This is a genomic window from Ruegeria sp. CDSC081, assembly GCF_059610485.1.
The window spans coordinates 115,885-132,720 of record NZ_JBXWNS010000001.1 but is presented as its reverse complement, the minus strand read 5'-3'; the positions used below and the strand labels follow the sequence as shown (position 1 = coordinate 132,720).

Sequence of the window (16,836 nt, the reverse complement as noted above, 5' to 3'; positions counted from 1 at the left end):
GGGTTTGGGCTTTATAGGGGAGACATCCTTATCTGGCCCGCCGGTTGGAGCATCCGCTTCTTTCACCCCCGCCGAGGCGTAAACCGGAAAAAGGAAATAAAGCATGGCTCTTCCCGAGTTCTCCATGCGTCAGCTGTTGGAAGCTGGCGTTCACTTTGGTCACCAGACACAGCGTTGGAATCCCCGCATGGGCCCGTTCATCTACGGCTCGCGCAATGGCATCCACATCATGGATCTGACCCAGACCGTTCCAATGCTGGACCAAGCTCTGCAGGCTGTTCGTGACACTGTTGCCAAGGGCGGCCGCATTCTGTTCGTAGGCACCAAGCGTCAGGCCGCAGGCCCAATCGCCGAAGCAGCTGAAAAGTCAGCCCAGTACTACATGAACCACCGCTGGCTGGGCGGCACCCTGACCAACTGGAAAACCGTTTCCCAGTCGATCAACCGTCTGAACCAGATTGACGAAGCCATGGAATCGGGCGCCGAAGGCCTGACCAAGAAAGAGCGTCTGGGCATGGAACGTGACCAGGGCAAACTGCAGGCTTCGTTGGGCGGTATCCGCGAAATGGGCGGCGTCCCGGACCTGCTGTTCGTCATCGACGTCAAAAAAGAAGCACTGGCCATCGCCGAAGCCAACAAGCTGGGTATCCCGGTCGTGGCAGTTGTCGACACCAACTGCTCGCCCGATGGTGTCGATTACATCATCCCTGGCAACGATGACGCAGCCCGCGCGATCTCGCTGTACTGCGATCTGGCAGCACGTGCCGCTCTGGACGGCATGACCGCTCAGATGGGTGCAGCAGGCGTTGATCTTGGCGCATTCGAAGAAGCACCTGTTGAAGAAGTCGTTGCGGAAGAAGCACCCGCAGCAGCAGAAACACCTGCCGAAGCGTAAGCTGCCCGTCACGTAAATGACATCTGGGGCAGGGTATGACCTGCCCCAATTCCGTTTGAATTGAGGAGAGCCAAAAGATGGCAATCACAGCAGCAATGGTAAAAGAACTGCGCGACACCACTGGCGCAGGCATGATGGACGCGAAAAAAGCGCTGACCGAAACCGGCGGCAACATGGACGAAGCCGTTGATTGGCTGCGCACCAAAGGCTTGGCCAAAGCGGCCAAGAAATCGGGTCGTACCGCGGCGGAAGGTCTGGTTGCCGTTCACGTAAACGGCAACAATGGTGTTGCAGTTGAAGTGAACTCGGAAACCGACTTCGTCGGGAAAAACGCCGAATTCCAGGAAATGGTTGGTAAGATCGCATATGCCGCAGAAGGCGTCGACAATGTCGAAGCTCTGCTGGCAGCTGATCTGGGTGGCAAAACCGTTGCGGAAACGCTGACCGACAAGATCGCCACCATCGGTGAGAACATGTCGGTGCGCCGTATGTCCAAACTGTCGGGCGACACTGTTGTATCTTACGTCCATAACGCAGCCACTAACGGCATGGGCAAGATCGGCGTTCTGGTCGCTCTGACCGGCGGTGACGAAGCCATCGGCAAGCAGATTGCGATGCATATCGCGGCTGTGAACCCGGCAGCTCTGTCCGAGGCAGACATGGACCCGGCGATCGTCGAGAAAGAAAAGCAGGTCCAGATGGACATCGCGCGCGAATCCGGCAAGCCGGAGCAGGTCATCGAAAAGATGATCGTTGGACGCATGAAGAAGTTCGTCGCTGAATCGACCCTGTTGAACCAGCAGTTCGTTGTAAACCCTGACCTGACCGTTGAGGCCGCTGCCAAAGAAGCAGGCGCGACCGTCACCGGATTCGTGCGTCTGGAAGTTGGCGAAGGCATCGTTGTCGAAAAAGAAGACTTTGCCGCTGAAGTTGCAAAAGCAGTTCAGGGCTAAGCATCACAGGCCCTGAACAGGGCCTGTATCAATCTGAGAAACCGGGTACGCCATGCGTATCCGGTTTTTCTTTGCCCTTAGTGTAGAAATGATGCCTAGAAACGAAAAAGGACGCCGAAAGCGTCCACAAGTTAAACCTGGTTTAAATGAGGGGCCCCGCAAAGATGGGGATGGACGAGGCCCCCCAAAATTCCGACAAAGAGACGCGGACAAATAGGCGCCCTATTGTCAGAGCGATCGGAGAGCTTTGTTATTGCAAAGATCCGACCAAATGTTCCCAGGCTAAAGCCACCACTCACGGAACAATACCACTTTGCAACTTTAGCGTTAGATTCGGAAAGTCATGTTTTCCTTACCCTAGGTAAATTGACGCATATTCGCGTCACTCCCTGAGTCAAACCCCAACGATGAACATCTGATTTTGAAGAGATGCTTTCAAAACTGCCTGCGCCGTTGTCTCGACCACGAGGGCCTCGCGCGCCAGACGCAGATGCTTTTCGACAGTGGCCGAAGTCAGCCCCATCAGAATCGCAATGTCCTGAGTTGTTTTGCCGTCGCCGACCCACTCAAGCGCCTCACGCTGACGTTTTGTCAGGGCACGATTTGGTGCGTTATAGGGCAGGGTGAGGATTTTCAGATGAGCAACGTTGTTCATCAGAAGAATATCCTGGCCAAATTCCTCCCAGACAGCATCCACATCGTCTTGTGTACGCGATCCATGCGCTGAAAGCGAAATTGCCCCTTTTGACCGAACCGAAACCGAGTCGAAACTGACCGTATAGCCGGCGACGACACCTTTGGTTTTGTTGAACTCGATGACGTCTCGCTCTTTTGCGGTCAGGGTGCCATCAGTCATCAGATCCTGGGCGATCCTCCAGCTTGCGGCCCCTTCATTATGCAAAGCCCATTTCAGCATTGGAGCATGGAAATACAACCCGCCTCCCAGAAACCCATCCAGGTAATCTTTGCTGTGATTGGTCAGGATTACAAAATCCTCGGGATCCCCCAGCGACGTTTCGGTGCGATATCGCGTATATCCGTACAGCAAACGATCGAACCCATATTCTGCCATTTGCCGGCAATGGGCATCCCAGAGCTCTTCCAGGGTTTTGGTATAGCTGAGGAAATTCAGATACTCAGAAAGCTTCATAGCGATCATTCACCCTGTAAATGGAACCGCAACGCATCCAGCGCCAGCACATATCCCTGCGGACCCAATCCGCAAATCATGCCTACAGCCACACGTGAGATATAGGATCGGTGTCGAAACTCCTCACGCGCGTGGATATTGGACAAATGAACCTCGATGACCGGCAGCTCAACCGAGGCGATTGCGTCCATCAGGGCAATCGAGCTGTGCGTATAGGCACCTGCGTTCAAAACAATGCCGTCCTGCACACCTTTGGCGGCATGAATGGCATCAATCAACGCGCCTTCGTGGTTGGATTGGAAATGAATCACTTCCATCCCGATAGACTTACCGTGTTCGAGGCACATATCCTCGACCATTTGCAGCGTTGTGCTTCCGTAAACCTCGGGCTGTCGCGTGCCCAGCAGATTGAGGTTCGGACCATTCAGAATAAGAGCTTTATGCATTGTTATACTGTCCCCATAACAAGGTTCTTAAACGTGAACAGGTAGAGATGTCCACCGAACCTGGATCATGCGTCAGAACCGCGGCCATTAGGACACGAGGCTATGCCATGGTCACGACAATCTTCCCAAGGGCCTTTCGGCTGGCCAAAAGCTCTAGCGCTTCTTGCGCTTGGTCCAGAGGGAACTGCGCGCTGATCTGTGGTTTGATCTGACCTTTGGCATATAACCCGAACAAATCTTTCATGTTTTTGCCATGTCCCTTCGGGTCGCGAAACACCGAGGCGCCCCAGAAAACACCAACAATTTGACAACCCTTAAGCAGAGGGAGGTTCAATGGTATCTGAGGGATTCCGGCTGGGAAACCGACGACCAGGAATCGCCCCTTCCACCCCAAGCTGCGCAGCGCTGGCTCTGAATAGGCACCGCCAACGGCATCGTAGACGACATCAACGCCCTGACCACCGGCTAAGGCCTTGATGTCCGATCCAAAGACCTTCTGCGCCGGTTTGTCCATGTCGCGCGCGTAAATGATCGTTTCGTCCGCCCCGATCTGACGACAGAAATCTGCTTTGTCCTGCGATGAGACTGCCGCAATAACCCTAGCCCCCATGGCATTGGCTAGCTCAATCGCAGCCGTACCAACTCCGCCTGCTGCACCCAGAATCAGGACCGTTTCCCCTTGTTGCAGCGCAGCGCGGTCCTTCAGGGCGTGATATGAGGTGCCATAGGTGAAGATAAAGCTCGCCGCGTCCTCAAATGGCATTGAGCTCGGGAATTTAACAGCTGTCGCCGCTTTGACCGCCAGATGTGTGGCAAAACCTCCGTGTCCGGTCAGGGCCAGCACGCGGTCGCCAACGTTAAAGCCCGAAACACCTTCGCCCAACCCGATAACCTCGCCAGCGATCTCACTTCCGGGGGCAAACGGTCTTGGTGGCTTTATCTGATACAGGTCGCGTATCATCAGTGTATCCGGGAAATTAACGCCTGCGGCCCGCACGCGAACAAGCAATTCGCCCTTGCCTGGAGACGGATCGGGCAGGGTGGTCAGTTCCAATGTCTCCGGCCCGCCCGGAGCGACGCTGAGTAAGGCTTGCATGTTTACGCTAATGTCCCTGTTATTCGGTAAGGAGGAACTTTTGGCCTACTGTTCTGAGTTGTCAAGAAACCACCCGGCACAACCGGGTTAGGCGTTACCCTTGACCGACAAATGAGACAGTTTGCCAAAATCAAAAACCGAGGAGCAGGTCATGACCCCCGAAACTCTTTTCTCATTGCAGGGCAAAACCGCTCTGGTCACGGGTGGGGCCACCGGAATTGGCCGAATGGCAGCCGAGGCGCTGGTCCGGGCGGGTGCACGTGTACTGTTGGCATCTCGTAAAGGTGACGCGTGCGAGGCGGTCGCGGCCGAATTGAACGCACTGGACGCCATAGGAACCGCCGAAGGGTTTGCCGGTGATGTCGGATCAAAAGAGGGTGTCGACAATCTGGTAGCCGAAGTGCTCAAGCGCACGGACCGGCTGGATATCCTCATGAACAATGCCGGTGTTTCCTGGGGCGCACCGATGGGTCAGTTTCCCTACGAAGCCTGGGAAAAAGTCATGTCAGTCAATGTGACAGGAATCTTCGAACTGACCCAAAAACTGTTGCCGATTCTGATGTCTTCCGGGACTGCCGAAGATCCATCCCGTATCGTCAATGTTGGATCGGTTATGGGTGAAGTTCCTATGGGCGACGGTGCGTATAGCTACTCTGCCTCAAAGGCGGCTGTGCTGCATCTGACCAAAATCATGGCCAAAGAACTTGCTTCCCATCACGTCACCGTCAATGCGCTGGCGCCTGGACCCTTTGTCTCTCGGATGACGGCATTTGCCACATCTGACGAAGGGACGCGCAAGAAAGTCGGCAAATCCGTGCCCTTGGGTCGCGTTGGACGTGACGAGGATATCGCAGGCTGTATGCTGTTCCTGTGCGGTCTGGGTGGCAGCTATGTCACCGGCGCGGTTATCCCGGTTTCGGGCGGGATCAATGTTGTCACCGCCGGCAACATCTTTGCTGAAGCACTCTGAAGCATCGGCCAAAGGGAGCCACAAATGGACAGCGCAATTCTGGATCTGAAACGCGTCGATGCCTATCTCGGCACGCATCTCAAAGGGTATCGGGGTCCGTTGGAGGCGAAAAAATTCGAGATTGGCCAATCAAACCCAACTTTTGAGTTAAAAACGCCTGAGAATTCCTATGTTCTGCGCCGCAAGCCGCCGGGCGTGTTGCTGAAATCCGCCCATGCCGTTGACCGCGAGTTCAGGGTTCAAAGTGCTCTGGCCGAAAGCGATGTGCCTGTACCCAAAATGCTGCTGCTTTGCGAGGATGATGACGTCATCGGGTCGGCGTTTTATGTGATGGAGCATCTCGACGGCAGGACGTTTCTTGAACCCACAATGCTTGGCGAAAGAACCGAAACCCGCACGGCAATTATCGACGAGATGAACCGCGTTCTAGCGGCGCTGCATAAGGTCGATATCGATTCTGTTGGCCTGTCCGACTATGGCCCGCCGGGAAGCTATTTTGAGCGTCAGATCGGGCGGTGGACGAAACAATTTCGGGCGTCCGAAACCATTCAGATTCCGGATATGGATGCCTTGATCGAGGCTTTGACCAACGCAACCCCCAAGGATGATGGTCAGAGAACGCTGGTTCACGGCGATTACCGCATCGACAATCTGATGTTCGAAAAGCAGGGCACCCGCTGTCTGGGCGTACTGGATTGGGAATTGTCGACAATCGGGCATCCCTTTGCCGATCTCGCAGCCGTTATCATGCAATGGCAGATGCCACCTGGAAAAGAGGGGCGGGGTCTGGCTGGCATAGACCGGTCCTCGCTCGGCCTGCCATCCGATCAGGCTTTCATTGATCAATACTGCGAGCGCCGCGACCTGCCCGGAATTGATAACTTTGGGTTCTATCTGGCGTTCAATTTCTTCCGAATGGCCGCGATCTTGCAGGGTGTTTATAAGCGGGCGCTTGACGGAAACGCCTCTGATCCGAAAAGAGCTCAGATTTTTGGTAGTTACGTTCCTAAGTTTGCACAACGAGGGCTGACTGCATTGGGCTGAGCATGAAACCGCCTAGGGCGCATGAAATCTCGACAATTCAAGCTCAAGGTTAGCCAGGCTGTTTTTGCCAAAGAACATCTCAGTGTCTACAAACATGCTGGGGACACCGAAAACACCCCGCTTGACCATAGCCTTGGTTTGGTTTTTCAGGTTTTGCTTTACGTTCAGATTGGTCATGGCCTCGCGCAGTTTTCGTATAGGCAAGCCGTTATCCTGAAGAATTTCGCAAAGGACACCCAGATCATCCACTTTTTGCCCATGCACCCAAATAGCATCAAATATGGACTCTATATATATGTTTTCCCATGATTTACCGGATGCTACCAAAGCCCCGCGCATGGCGAATTTGGTGTTCATCGGGAAATGTGGGCTCATATGAAAGCTCAACCCACGGTGACGCGCAAAGCGATGGAGATCGCGGGTCAAATAGGCCGTCTTCTGCCGGTTCTCTGAAAAAGCCTTAAACGGACTTTGGTTATTGGTGGCTTTGAAAACAGTGGCCAGCAGAACCGGAACATATGTAACACCGACTTCGTGCTTTGCAGCGATATCAGATATCATCTTCTGCGCGAGGAAGGCGTTCGGACTGCAAAAATCATAAACAAATTCTATATGTTGCGGCATATTTCTCCTCCATCAGGCGAGAGTCGAACCGGACACGAATCTATCTGCGAGCACATTAGCAGGCAAAACCCTTTTGGCGTACAGGGACATTGTTGGATTGAGGTGATTTAGCTGTCCTTTTTCCGCTTAACCCCGCAATATCCGGGAAAGATACGTTAATTTCTCAAAGTTGAGCACACACAGATGAAGTTCGAACAAGCCCGGCTAGATCGTATTTGCGATTGGATGCAATCCTATGTGGATGATCGCAAATATGCCGGAAGCTCATTCTTGATGATGCATCAGGGCAGGGAGGTTCTGTTTCATTCCTGCGGGCTTAGAAGCGTTGAGAACAATCTGCCATTCGAGCGGGATACCCTCGTTCGCATCTATTCGATGACCAAGCCGATAACCACTGCGGCCCTGATGATCCTTGTTGAACGCGGTGAGGTTCACCTCGGCGCTCAAGTGTCTGAATATATATCTGATTTCACCGCAACACAGGCGCTGGTCCCCGGCGCCACAAGGTTGGATCAAACCGAACCTGCACCTGCACCAACGCTTCATCAGCTGCTGACCCATACAAGTGGCCTGAGCTATCCTTTCAACCCCGGCATCCTGGCTGCGGCAATGGACGAACTTGATCTTGTTTTCGGCCCTAAAGAAGGGCCTTTGGCCGAAAGAGTATCTTTGCTGTCCACTTTACCTTTCGCCTTTCAGCCGGGAACGCGATGGGAATATTCGGTGGGGATAGACGTTATTGGTCGCGTGATAGAAGTTCTTTCTGGCCAATCTCTGGAGCAATTCCTTGCGGAAGAGATTTTCAAACCTCTTGGCATGTCCCAGACCGGGTTCAGGGTTCCGGCGGGAGCGGGGGATCGGTTTGCCTCGCTCTATACGCCTTTGGCGGGCAATGCGATGGCGCTAAACGAAGCCCGTACGGGTGAGCAGACATTGCGTCTGGTCGACAATGCCGACGCATCGCCCTTTGAATCGGCAACAATGTACTCTGGGGGCGGAGGGCTGGTTTCAACCATTGATGACTTTGCTAGGTTTTCAGAGATGCTCCGAAATCGCGGAAATTTCGGTGATCAACAGATTCTTGCACCAAAAACTGTAGAATTCATGCTTCACAACCACTTACCCGGCGATATTGCCTCGATGGGACCGCAGAGTTTTGCGGAACAACCCATGGAGGGCATGGGCTTTGGCCTTGGTGGCGCTGTCGTCAATAACCCCGGCAGAACCTGTGTTCCGGGCAGCATGGGGGATTTCAGCTGGGGTGGTATGGCATCGACCTTCTTTTGGGTTGATCGTCAGAACGATTTTACAGCGATCTTTTTCACCCAACTGTCACCATCCAGCTCTTATCCCTCCCGCGCAGAATTGAAGGCGCTCACCCTCGGGTCAATCATTGAATGACATTCGGCGCGCTGATACCCATTCGCCAAGATTAATCGGAGTACCGCATATGACCGAAGCAGAGAAAGTTCTTCTGGATCTTCTGGACGTTGAAAGACTGGAAGTAGACCTGTTTCGGGGAACAGGGTCGGGCGGCGAAACACCTATGCGAATTTTCGGCGGTCAGGTCATCGCACAAGCACTAGCCGCAGCATATCGCACCGTCGACAACCGCCTGTGTCATTCCCTGCACGCCTATTTCATCCGCCCGGGCGACCCAAGCATTCCCGTAATTTATCAAGTTGATAGGGCCCGTGACGGAGGTTCGTTCACGACGCGCCGTGTGGTTGCAATTCAGCATGGTAAGCAGATTTTAAACATGTCCGCCTCATTCCACATTCAGGACGAAGGTTGGGATCATCAGCACGACATGCCTGAGATGGAAACGCCCGAATCCTACCCATCGCGATCAGAGCTCAAGAAGAAATATCTGGACAAAGTACCGCCCAGCTTTCGCGGAGAACTAACACGCGAGCGCCCGATCGAAGTCCGCGAGGTCGGCCATCTGGATCCTTTCAACCCAGAGAAATCAGATGACCGCAACCAGATCTGGTTCCGGATGGGAGCCGCGGCCAATGCCGATGCGGTCACGCAGCATCTGTTGCTGGCCTATGCTTCAGATATGTATCTCATGAGCTCGGGAATGCGCCCGCACGGCCTAAGCTGGTTTACTGGTGAAGTGAACGGCGCCAGCCTGGACCATGCGATTTGGTTTCACGCGCCGTTCAAGTTCGAGAATTGGCATCTGTATTCCATGGATTCACCATGGGGCGGGCGAGGGCGCAACTTCAACCGTGGATCAATCTATTCCGAAGATGGCGTTCTGGTCGCATCAGTTGCCCAGGAAGGCCTGATGAGGCGCCCTCAGAACAAAAGTTAAGTCTCTTCAATAAACATTTGATTTAACTTCTGCATTCCTGAAATCCACCTGTCATAATCTCCGGATTTATGGCGAATGTAGTCCAGAACCTTTGGATGCGGCAGTACCAGAAATTGCTCAGAAGATATTGCCTTTACGCAAGCCTCGGCAACATCTTCAGGTTCCAACATTCCGTCAATCGAAGCCACGGAAGTTTCGTGCCCGCGCGTCATATCGGACCGTACGGCCTGTGGGCAAAGTACCGAGACCCGCAAACCTTTATGTCCGTATGTAAGCGACAACCATTCAGCAAACCCAACGGCTGCGTGCTTTGTGACGCCGTATGGCGCGGCACCTGGCTGGTTTAACAATCCCGCAGCAGACGCCGTGGTCATGATGTAGCCTCCGCCACGCTCCAGCATTCTGGGCACCAAATGCCGCGCGGTCCAAACATGGGACATCACGTTGATTTTCCAGATACGATCCCAGTCTTCATCCGGAACCTCCAAGCCACCAATCGTCAATATCCCGGCATTTGCACAAAACAGATCGATAGGGCCAATCGAGCTTTCTACAGCTTCGATCAACTCGGCTGTATTAGCCTCAAGCGAAACATCACAATGGAATGAATGGCCGCCAATCTCTTTTGCGACAGCGTCTGCGCCGGTTTTGTTGATATCAGCGCAGGCAACCGTGGCACCTTCACGAGCAAATCGCTGTGCCAAACCTTTTCCGATGCCATCAGCGGCACCGGTCACAACAACGATCTTTCCGTTCAATTCCATTCGATCCTCATGATGCAGTAGGTGTCAGGAACAGATCGTAAGGTATTGTGAGGATTCGAAAAGTTTCCCAAGCGAATTGGCATTATTTTAACATAATACCAATTACACGAATTCTGGAAACTTAGTAAAACGCCTGCAATCCCGTCTGCGCACGCCCCAGGATCAACGCGTGAACATCATGCGTCCCCTCGTACGTGTTGACCGTTTCTAGGTTCACCATATGTCGGATGACCTGAAACTCTAGCGAAATGCCGTTGCCGCCGTGCATGTCTCGCGCATGACGTGAAATATCCAGGGCTTTGCCGCAATTGTTGCGCTTAATGATCGAAATCATCTCGGGCGCGGCTTCGGCCTTGTCCATCAGTCGCCCGACACGCAGGCTTGCCTGAAGACCCAGAGCAATTTCTGTCTGCATATCCGCCAATTTGCGCTGGAAAAGCTGCGTCTGCGCCAATGGCTTGTCAAATTGTTTCCGGTCCAACCCATATTGGCGTGCCGCATGCCAACAGCTTTCGGCAGCGCCCATAACACCCCAGCTGATTCCGTAGCGTGCGCGGTTAAGACATCCAAACGGGCCTTTCAGGCCCTGAACATGAGGCAGCAAAGCATCCTCGGTGACTTCGACACCCTCCAGCACAATTTCACCGGTGATCGAGGCGCGTAGGCTCAGCTTGTTCTGGATTTTCGGCGCGCTCAGACCTTTGAGGCCTTTTTCAAGGACAAAACCACGGATCTTTCCGTCATGTGCATCAGATTTGGCCCAAACAACAAACACATCCGCAATCGGGGCGTTCGATATCCACATCTTGCTGCCAGATAGACGATATCCACCGTCGATCTTTTCCGCACGCGTTTTCATACCTGCCGGATCAGAGCCCGCATCAGGTTCGGTCAGACCAAAACACCCGATCCATTCGCCGCTGGCCAGTTTCGGAAGGTATTTCCGGCGCTGCTCCTCGCTGCCATAGGCATAGATCGGATACATCACCAACGAGCTTTGTACAGACATCATCGAGCGATAGCCCGAATCCACGCGTTCCACTTCTCGGGCGACAAGGCCGTATGAGACATATCCGCCCCCTAGCCCGCCGTATTCTTCCGGGATCGTAGTGCCCAGCAAACCCATTTCACCCATTTCACGAAAAATCTCGGGGTCAGTTTCTTCGTTCTGAAATGCTTCTGTCACCCGCGGCTGAAGCTTTTCCTGCGCATAGGCTTGCGCACTGGCCGCAATCATTCGTTCGTCTTCGTCTAGCTGGTCCGACAGGCGGAACGGATCATCCCAGGCGAACTGGCCCATGTCAGGCGCATCTTTGGCGCGTAATGTCGGCTTGGTGTCAGGGGCATTCATGGTGCGTCTCCGCTTTGTCAGCTTCGCGGCAAACTAACCCGTCGGCCCGCCAAAAAACAGTAAGAGTTTCGCATCCACCCTTGAGTAAAACTCATAGCTTGCAGCCACCTGCCCCACACGTTCAACCCAGCGCGTATCCCGCACCGCGAACAGTGCGAACCGGATCATCTCCACCATACTGCGTTAGTGCTTTGCGTAAGCGGCCGATATGAACGTCGACCGTTCGTGTATCGACATAAATATCCCGCCCCCAGACGCGATCCAATAGCTGTTCTCGGCTCCAGACGCGGCCCGGCTTTTCCATGAATGTGCTCAGCAAGCGAAATTCGGTTGGGCCAAGCTTTAGTGGTTTGCTGTCGCGGCTGACCTTATGAGTTTCAGAATCCAAAACGATGTCTGCGAATTCCAGCCTAATTCCTACAGTCGCAGGCCGGACACGCCGCAACTGGGTGCGTACCCGGGCCATAAGCTCGACAATCGAATAGGGTTTGACCACATAGTCATCAGCCCCGGTTTCCAGACCTCGTACTTTGTCGATTTCTTCCGACCGGGCCGACAGCATGATAATTGGGATCGACCGGGTGTCGGAGCGGGTTTTCAGCCGGCGGCAAACCTCGATCCCGCTAAGATTGGGCATCATCCAGTCCAGTACGATAATGTCCGGACTGTCTTCATCGACCAGCAACATGGCCTCTTCACCATTGGCTGCTTTGGATACGCGAAAGCCTTCTGCTTCGAGATTATAGGCCAGGACTTCGCGCTGAGCCGGCTCATCCTCGACAACCAGAACGGTCGGTTGATCAGCGGACATTCTCAAATCTCCTAGACGGATTGCGATGTAAAATCGGCTTTGGGACGCGCTTCTGTCGGGCGCTCTCCGGTCACCAGATAGACGACCTGCTCGGCAATGGCCGTCACATGATCGCCCATACGTTCTATATTCTTGGCGATGAAATGCAGGTGCATACAGGATGAGATGTTGCGCGGGTCTTCTGCCATGAAAGTCAGGAATTCTCGGAACAGACCATTATACATCTGGTCGACTTCCTCATCACGTTCGATAACATCCGCCGCCAGCTCAGCGTCGCGCTGGACATAGGCGTCCAAAGCGTCCCTGAGCATCCGCTCGACCTCACGTGCCATACGTCGCAAGGCGGCGGCACTGCCATTGATCTCACTGGTATTGACCAGGACGGTCGTGCGTTTGGCTATGTTCTTTGAATAGTCGCCGATGCGTTCCAGGTTGGCGGAAACCTTCAATACCGATAGGACCAGACGAAGATCGCTTGCTGTTGGCGCACGCAGCGCGATCAAACGCGCCGTTTCTTCATTGATCAGCTCTTCCAACGCATCAATGGCCTTGTCGCCCTGACGCACCTCTTGCGCGAGTTCGACATCGCGCGACTCAAGCGACCGTGCCGCGCTCATGATTGCGGCTTCGACGAGGCCGCCCATTTTCATGATATGCGCCTGAATGGCTTCCAGATCCCGGTCGAAGGCGGATGCGATATGTTGTTCTGTCATCTCTGAATACCTATGTTCAGCCGATACGGCCGGTGATGTAGCTTTCGGTGCGGGGATCTTCGGGGTTGGTGAAAATCTGTCCAGTTTCACCAAACTCGACAAGGTTGCCCAAATGGAAAAACGCGGTCTTCTGGCTGACGCGAGCGGCCTGCTGCATCGAGTGGGTAACGATCACCACCGAGTATCGCGACCGCAATTCGTCGATCAGTTCCTCGACCTGCGCAGTCGCAATCGGATCAAGGGCCGAGCACGGCTCGTCCATCAGTAGGACCTCAGGTTCCGTAGCCACCGCACGGGCGATGCACAAGCGCTGTTGCTGACCGCCGGACAGGCCGGTTCCAGGCGCGTCAAGACGGTCTTTGACCTCATCCCAGATGGCGCCGCGGCGCAGTGATTTCTCAACAATCTCGTCCAGTTCAGCTTTGTTTCTGGCCAACCCGTGGATACGCGGGCCGTAGGCCACATTGTCATAGATCGACTTGGGAAACGGGTTCGGTTTCTGAAACACCATACCAACCTTGGCACGCAGCTGAACCGGGTCGACGCGTTTGTCATAGATATCTTCGCCATCCAGCAGGATATCGCCCTCGACACGGCAGATGTCGATCGTGTCGTTCATCCGGTTCAGGCAGCGCAGGAAGGTGGATTTTCCGCAACCCGAGGGACCAATAAAGGCGGTGACGGTCTTGTCTTCGATCCTGACGTCGACGTCTTTGATGGCGTGATTTTCACCGTAATAAACCTGAACCTTGTTCGCGGCGATCTTGATGTCTTTGGCGTCCACGGTTCTCTCCACTCGTGTCATATCGTTCATAATTGACCCCATTTACCAGCGGCGTTCAAAGCGACGGCGCAGGATGACTGCGATTGCATTCATTGTTACCAGGAAAAGCAGCAGGATAATGATGCCCCCCCATGCGCGTTCGTAAAAGGCCGGGTCGGCGCGCTTGGACCATTCGTAAATCTGTGCTGGCATGGCCGAGTTCGGAGACAGAAAACCGTCCACTATTCCATCCGGCGGGTTCGAGGCGATAAAGCCCACCATCCCGATCAGCAGCAACGGCGCAGTTTCACCAAGCGCCTGCGCCAGGCCAATAATAGTACCCGTCAGGATGCCAGGTGCGGCCAGTGGCAACACATGATGAAACACTGCCTGCATTTTCGAGGCCCCTACCCCCAACGCAGCGTCTCGGATCGACGGCGGCACCGCCTTGAGTGAAGCTCGGGTCGAAATGATAATTGTTGGAAGCGTCATCAGCGTCAGAACCAGACCACCAACCAGCGGCGCAGAGGTCGGTAAATGCATATAATTGATGAACACAGCCAAGCCCAGAATACCAAATACAATCGAAGGAACGGCCGCCAGATTCGAGATGTTCACCTCGATGATATCGGTAAACCGGTTCTGAGGCGCGAATTCTTCCAGATAGATCGAGGCGGCGACCCCGATCGGTAAGGCCAGCGCCAACACGACCAGCATCATGAACAGAGAACCCAGCATGGATACTCCGATCCCGGCCGCCTCGGGCCGCTGATCGGAGGCGTCCGCCCCGAAGATAAAGTCAGGGTTGAACGCCTTGTACAGCACACCAGCAGCACGCAACTGATCCACGAAGCCCAGCTGTGCGACCGAGATGCTTTTGTCATTTGCGATGGAATGGCGTGTCACACGGCCCTTCAGATAGCCATCAACGCGGCTGTTCACCAAAAAGCGGAAGCTGACCGACGTACCGATCTCATCCGGGTTCGAAATGACGTAGTTGCGCAGGTCCGCCTGTGCGGATTTGGACAGGATTTGCCCCATCTCTTTGGGCGACAGATCGGACTGGATGCCCAGTTTCTGCACCTCAACCTCCAGCGCTGAGGCGATCAAAGGCGCGTATCCGAAGGTCGAAACCTTGCTGATATCCGCGATGTCGCGGTTGCCCTTTTTGTCGAGCTTGTCTGCCTTCAGCTCTACCGACAGCTCTAGGAAGCTTTGCTGAAAAGCGCCCGTACCAGCGGTGACGATATTAGTCACCAACACAATCAACATCACAAGACCGATACCAATGGCCGCGATACCGTACAATTTGAACCGGGTTTCGGTCGCATTGCGACGCTTGGTTTGTGTGTCCTGATTGAACAGCGAAGCCCCTTTGTGTTTAGCGGCAGGTGCTGCGTCTTGTTTTTGGGACATGTCAGTCATTCATACTGCTCCCGGTATTTGCGCACGATATAGAGGGCGAAGATGTTCAGCCCCAGCGTGATGATGAACAGGGTCAGACCCAGGGCAAAGGCCACAAGAGTCTCCGGGCTTGCGAAATCAGTATCCCCGGTCAGCTGGCTGACGATCCTAGTGGTGATTGTGGTCATGGCTTCGAAAGGGTTTCCCGAGAATTTGGCAATCGCACCGGCGGCCATCACGACAATCATGGTCTCACCGATTGCGCGGCTTGCGGCCAACAAGATTGCCCCTACGATCCCGGGCAAAGCTGCCGGCAGGACGACTTGCCTGACAGTTTCGGAATGCGTTGCGCCTAAGCCTAGCGATCCGTCTCGCATTGACTGGGGCACCGCGTTGATGATGTCGTCAGATAGTGACGACACGAATGGGATGAGCATGATGCCCATGACCAGACCCGCCGTGAGTACAGCGTTCGAACTGGCCATCCAACCAACGCCCAAAGCACCCCCCTGCCCGAACACAGATACCAGTGCCGGACCGACCGTCAGCAGCGCGAAAAGACCGTAAACGATGGTTGGGATACCGGCGAGGATTTCCAGCAAAGGCTTGGCCACAGACCTTGCAACGCTCGAGGCATATTCGGAAAGATAGATCGCAGCGTACAGCCCAATCGGAACCGCAACCAGCAACGCGATCAGAGAAATATACAAAGTCCCCCACAGCAGTGGGAGGATCGACAGTTCACTTCCGCCCCGGAAGTTCGGGGCCCAGGTGCTTCCAAAGAAAAAGTCTTTCCAAGAATGAAGTTCGAAGAAATTCATCGTTTCAAAAAACATGGACAGGACGATGCCAACTGTGGTCAGAACTGCGATCGAAGCGGCCAGCAGCAGCAGCGCCAGAATGCCTTGTTCGACAACATTTCGGGCGCGAAATTCTTTATGAGTGCGGATATAGGCAAATGAGGCCCCGATCAGCGTCACAACCAAAACCGCGATCTGCATCGCAATGGTTCCGCTTGCGCTCATCGAGCGATATTTCTGCGCCGCCAGCAGAATAGGTGCGGTTACCTCTTGCGTAATGATCTGACCAGCCCCTTTCAATCGAGCGGTCACATCGGCAAAATCCTCATGCGCGCTGCGGGCAAAATCTTCGGTCATGGTGCCTGCGGCGACAGCGCCATCCAGGCCGTTGGCAACTCGGCGCACCTCACTCATCAGCAAACCGCGGGTTGACCCCTCGGGGATTGCCGAATCCGGGAGCAATCCCGAGGCAGAGCTGCTTACGACCAAGGGCTGCACCAGCAACCAGGTGACCAGCAAAACGAACCCCGGTATCAGAGCCGTCAGCGCGACGTTGTAGCCGTAGTAGGAAGGAAGAGAGTGCAGATTGCGCAGGTTTCCGTCCGCGCTGGCCATCGCGCGGGACCGGCCCGCAAAATAGCCAAGAACAGCAATCGCCAGCAAAATGAGCAGCAGCCAGGTTAGTGCCATGAGAACTCCGTCAAGCGGCAGGAGTGGATTTAAGAAAACCGG

At 54.4% G+C, this 16,836-nt stretch carries 17 protein-coding genes; 6 read left to right on the top strand and 11 right to left on the bottom strand.

Annotation, left to right across the window (positions count from 1 at the left end; all coding sequences use genetic code 11):
* The first annotated feature begins 103 nt into the window (after positions 1-103).
* Positions 104-895: a 30S ribosomal protein S2 gene (gene rpsB, locus AC2FH9_RS00670; RefSeq protein WP_142633821.1), complete on the top strand. Its 792-nt coding sequence runs from the start codon at positions 104-106 to the stop codon at positions 893-895.
* A gap of 77 nt (positions 896-972) precedes the next feature.
* Positions 973-1,848, top strand: coding sequence for a translation elongation factor Ts (gene tsf / locus AC2FH9_RS00665; protein ID WP_142633819.1), 876 nt, complete (start codon positions 973-975; stop codon positions 1,846-1,848).
* Positions 1,849-2,242: 394 nt separating this feature from the next.
* Here the strand turns inward: tsf and AC2FH9_RS00660 are convergent, their stop codons facing one another.
* The 3 genes from AC2FH9_RS00660 to AC2FH9_RS00650 all read right to left on the bottom strand — a co-directional run bounded on the left by AC2FH9_RS00660 (position 2,243) and on the right by AC2FH9_RS00650 (position 4,540).
* Positions 2,243-2,998 carry a LuxR family transcriptional regulator gene (locus AC2FH9_RS00660; protein WP_142633818.1) on the bottom strand — a complete coding sequence of 252 codons (756 nt, stop codon included), beginning with the start codon at positions 2,996-2,998 and terminating at the stop codon, positions 2,243-2,245.
* 5 nt (positions 2,999-3,003) lie between these two features.
* On the bottom strand, positions 3,004-3,444 hold the full coding sequence (gene aroQ, locus AC2FH9_RS00655) for a type II 3-dehydroquinate dehydratase (RefSeq protein ID WP_496700298.1): 441 nt from the start codon (positions 3,442-3,444) through the stop codon (positions 3,004-3,006).
* Positions 3,445-3,544: 100 nt separating this feature from the next.
* Entirely contained in the window at positions 3,545-4,540 is a 996-nt protein-coding gene (locus AC2FH9_RS00650) for an NADPH:quinone oxidoreductase family protein (RefSeq protein ID WP_496870431.1), read from the bottom strand.
* 151 nt (positions 4,541-4,691) lie between these two features.
* Here AC2FH9_RS00650 and AC2FH9_RS00645 point away from each other — a divergent pair, with 151 nt between their 5' ends.
* A complete protein-coding gene (locus tag AC2FH9_RS00645) occupies positions 4,692-5,510 on the top strand; it encodes an SDR family NAD(P)-dependent oxidoreductase (protein WP_496870430.1) in 819 nt (272 codons plus the stop codon).
* 24 nt (positions 5,511-5,534) lie between these two features.
* Positions 5,535-6,554: a phosphotransferase family protein gene (locus AC2FH9_RS00640; protein WP_496870429.1), complete on the top strand. Its 1,020-nt coding sequence runs from the start codon at positions 5,535-5,537 to the stop codon at positions 6,552-6,554.
* A 12-nt stretch (positions 6,555-6,566) separates the two neighbouring features.
* Here the strand turns inward: AC2FH9_RS00640 and AC2FH9_RS00635 are convergent, their stop codons facing one another.
* Positions 6,567-7,178 (bottom strand): 2-hydroxychromene-2-carboxylate isomerase, encoded by a 612-nt coding sequence (locus AC2FH9_RS00635; protein ID WP_496870428.1) that lies wholly within the window; start codon positions 7,176-7,178, stop codon positions 6,567-6,569.
* Between the two features lie 183 nt (positions 7,179-7,361).
* Between AC2FH9_RS00635 and AC2FH9_RS00630 the strand changes: the two genes are divergently transcribed.
* Together AC2FH9_RS00630 and AC2FH9_RS00625 are read left to right on the top strand one after the other, a co-directional pair.
* Positions 7,362-8,579 (top strand): serine hydrolase domain-containing protein, encoded by a 1,218-nt coding sequence (locus AC2FH9_RS00630; RefSeq protein WP_496870427.1) that lies wholly within the window; start codon positions 7,362-7,364, stop codon positions 8,577-8,579.
* 49 nt (positions 8,580-8,628) lie between these two features.
* Complete coding sequence (locus AC2FH9_RS00625; protein WP_496870426.1) at positions 8,629-9,498, top strand: acyl-CoA thioesterase; 870 nt, start codon at positions 8,629-8,631, stop codon at positions 9,496-9,498.
* Here the strand turns inward: AC2FH9_RS00625 and AC2FH9_RS00620 are convergent.
* The 7 genes from AC2FH9_RS00620 to pstC all read right to left on the bottom strand — a co-directional run bounded on the left by AC2FH9_RS00620 (position 9,495) and on the right by pstC (position 16,794).
* A complete protein-coding gene (locus AC2FH9_RS00620) occupies positions 9,495-10,262 on the bottom strand; it encodes an SDR family oxidoreductase (protein ID WP_496870425.1) in 768 nt (255 codons plus the stop codon). The two genes, AC2FH9_RS00625 and AC2FH9_RS00620, sit on opposite strands and share 4 nt — an antisense overlap.
* 121 nt (positions 10,263-10,383) lie before the next feature.
* On the bottom strand, positions 10,384-11,613 hold the full coding sequence (locus tag AC2FH9_RS00615; RefSeq protein ID WP_281972097.1) for an acyl-CoA dehydrogenase: 1,230 nt from the start codon (positions 11,611-11,613) through the stop codon (positions 10,384-10,386).
* A 121-nt stretch (positions 11,614-11,734) separates the two neighbouring features.
* The gene (phoB, locus tag AC2FH9_RS00610; RefSeq protein ID WP_142633798.1) at positions 11,735-12,424 is read right to left on the bottom strand and encodes a phosphate regulon transcriptional regulator PhoB; all 690 of its coding nucleotides are present in this window, start codon (positions 12,422-12,424) and stop codon (positions 11,735-11,737) included.
* Positions 12,425-12,435: 11 nt separating this feature from the next.
* The gene (gene phoU / locus AC2FH9_RS00605; RefSeq protein ID WP_271947126.1) at positions 12,436-13,137 is read right to left on the bottom strand and encodes a phosphate signaling complex protein PhoU; all 702 of its coding nucleotides are present in this window, start codon (positions 13,135-13,137) and stop codon (positions 12,436-12,438) included.
* 16 nt (positions 13,138-13,153) lie between these two features.
* Complete coding sequence (pstB, locus tag AC2FH9_RS00600; protein WP_142633794.1) at positions 13,154-13,951, bottom strand: phosphate ABC transporter ATP-binding protein PstB; 798 nt, start codon at positions 13,949-13,951, stop codon at positions 13,154-13,156.
* Between the two features lie 12 nt (positions 13,952-13,963).
* Positions 13,964-15,325 (bottom strand): phosphate ABC transporter permease PstA, encoded by a 1,362-nt coding sequence (pstA, locus tag AC2FH9_RS00595; RefSeq protein WP_496870424.1) that lies wholly within the window; start codon positions 15,323-15,325, stop codon positions 13,964-13,966.
* Positions 15,322-16,794, bottom strand: coding sequence for a phosphate ABC transporter permease subunit PstC (gene pstC / locus AC2FH9_RS00590; RefSeq protein ID WP_496688112.1), 1,473 nt, complete (start codon positions 16,792-16,794; stop codon positions 15,322-15,324). The genes pstA and pstC overlap by 4 nt, the downstream gene beginning before the upstream one ends.
* Positions 16,795-16,836: the final 42 nt, after the last annotated feature.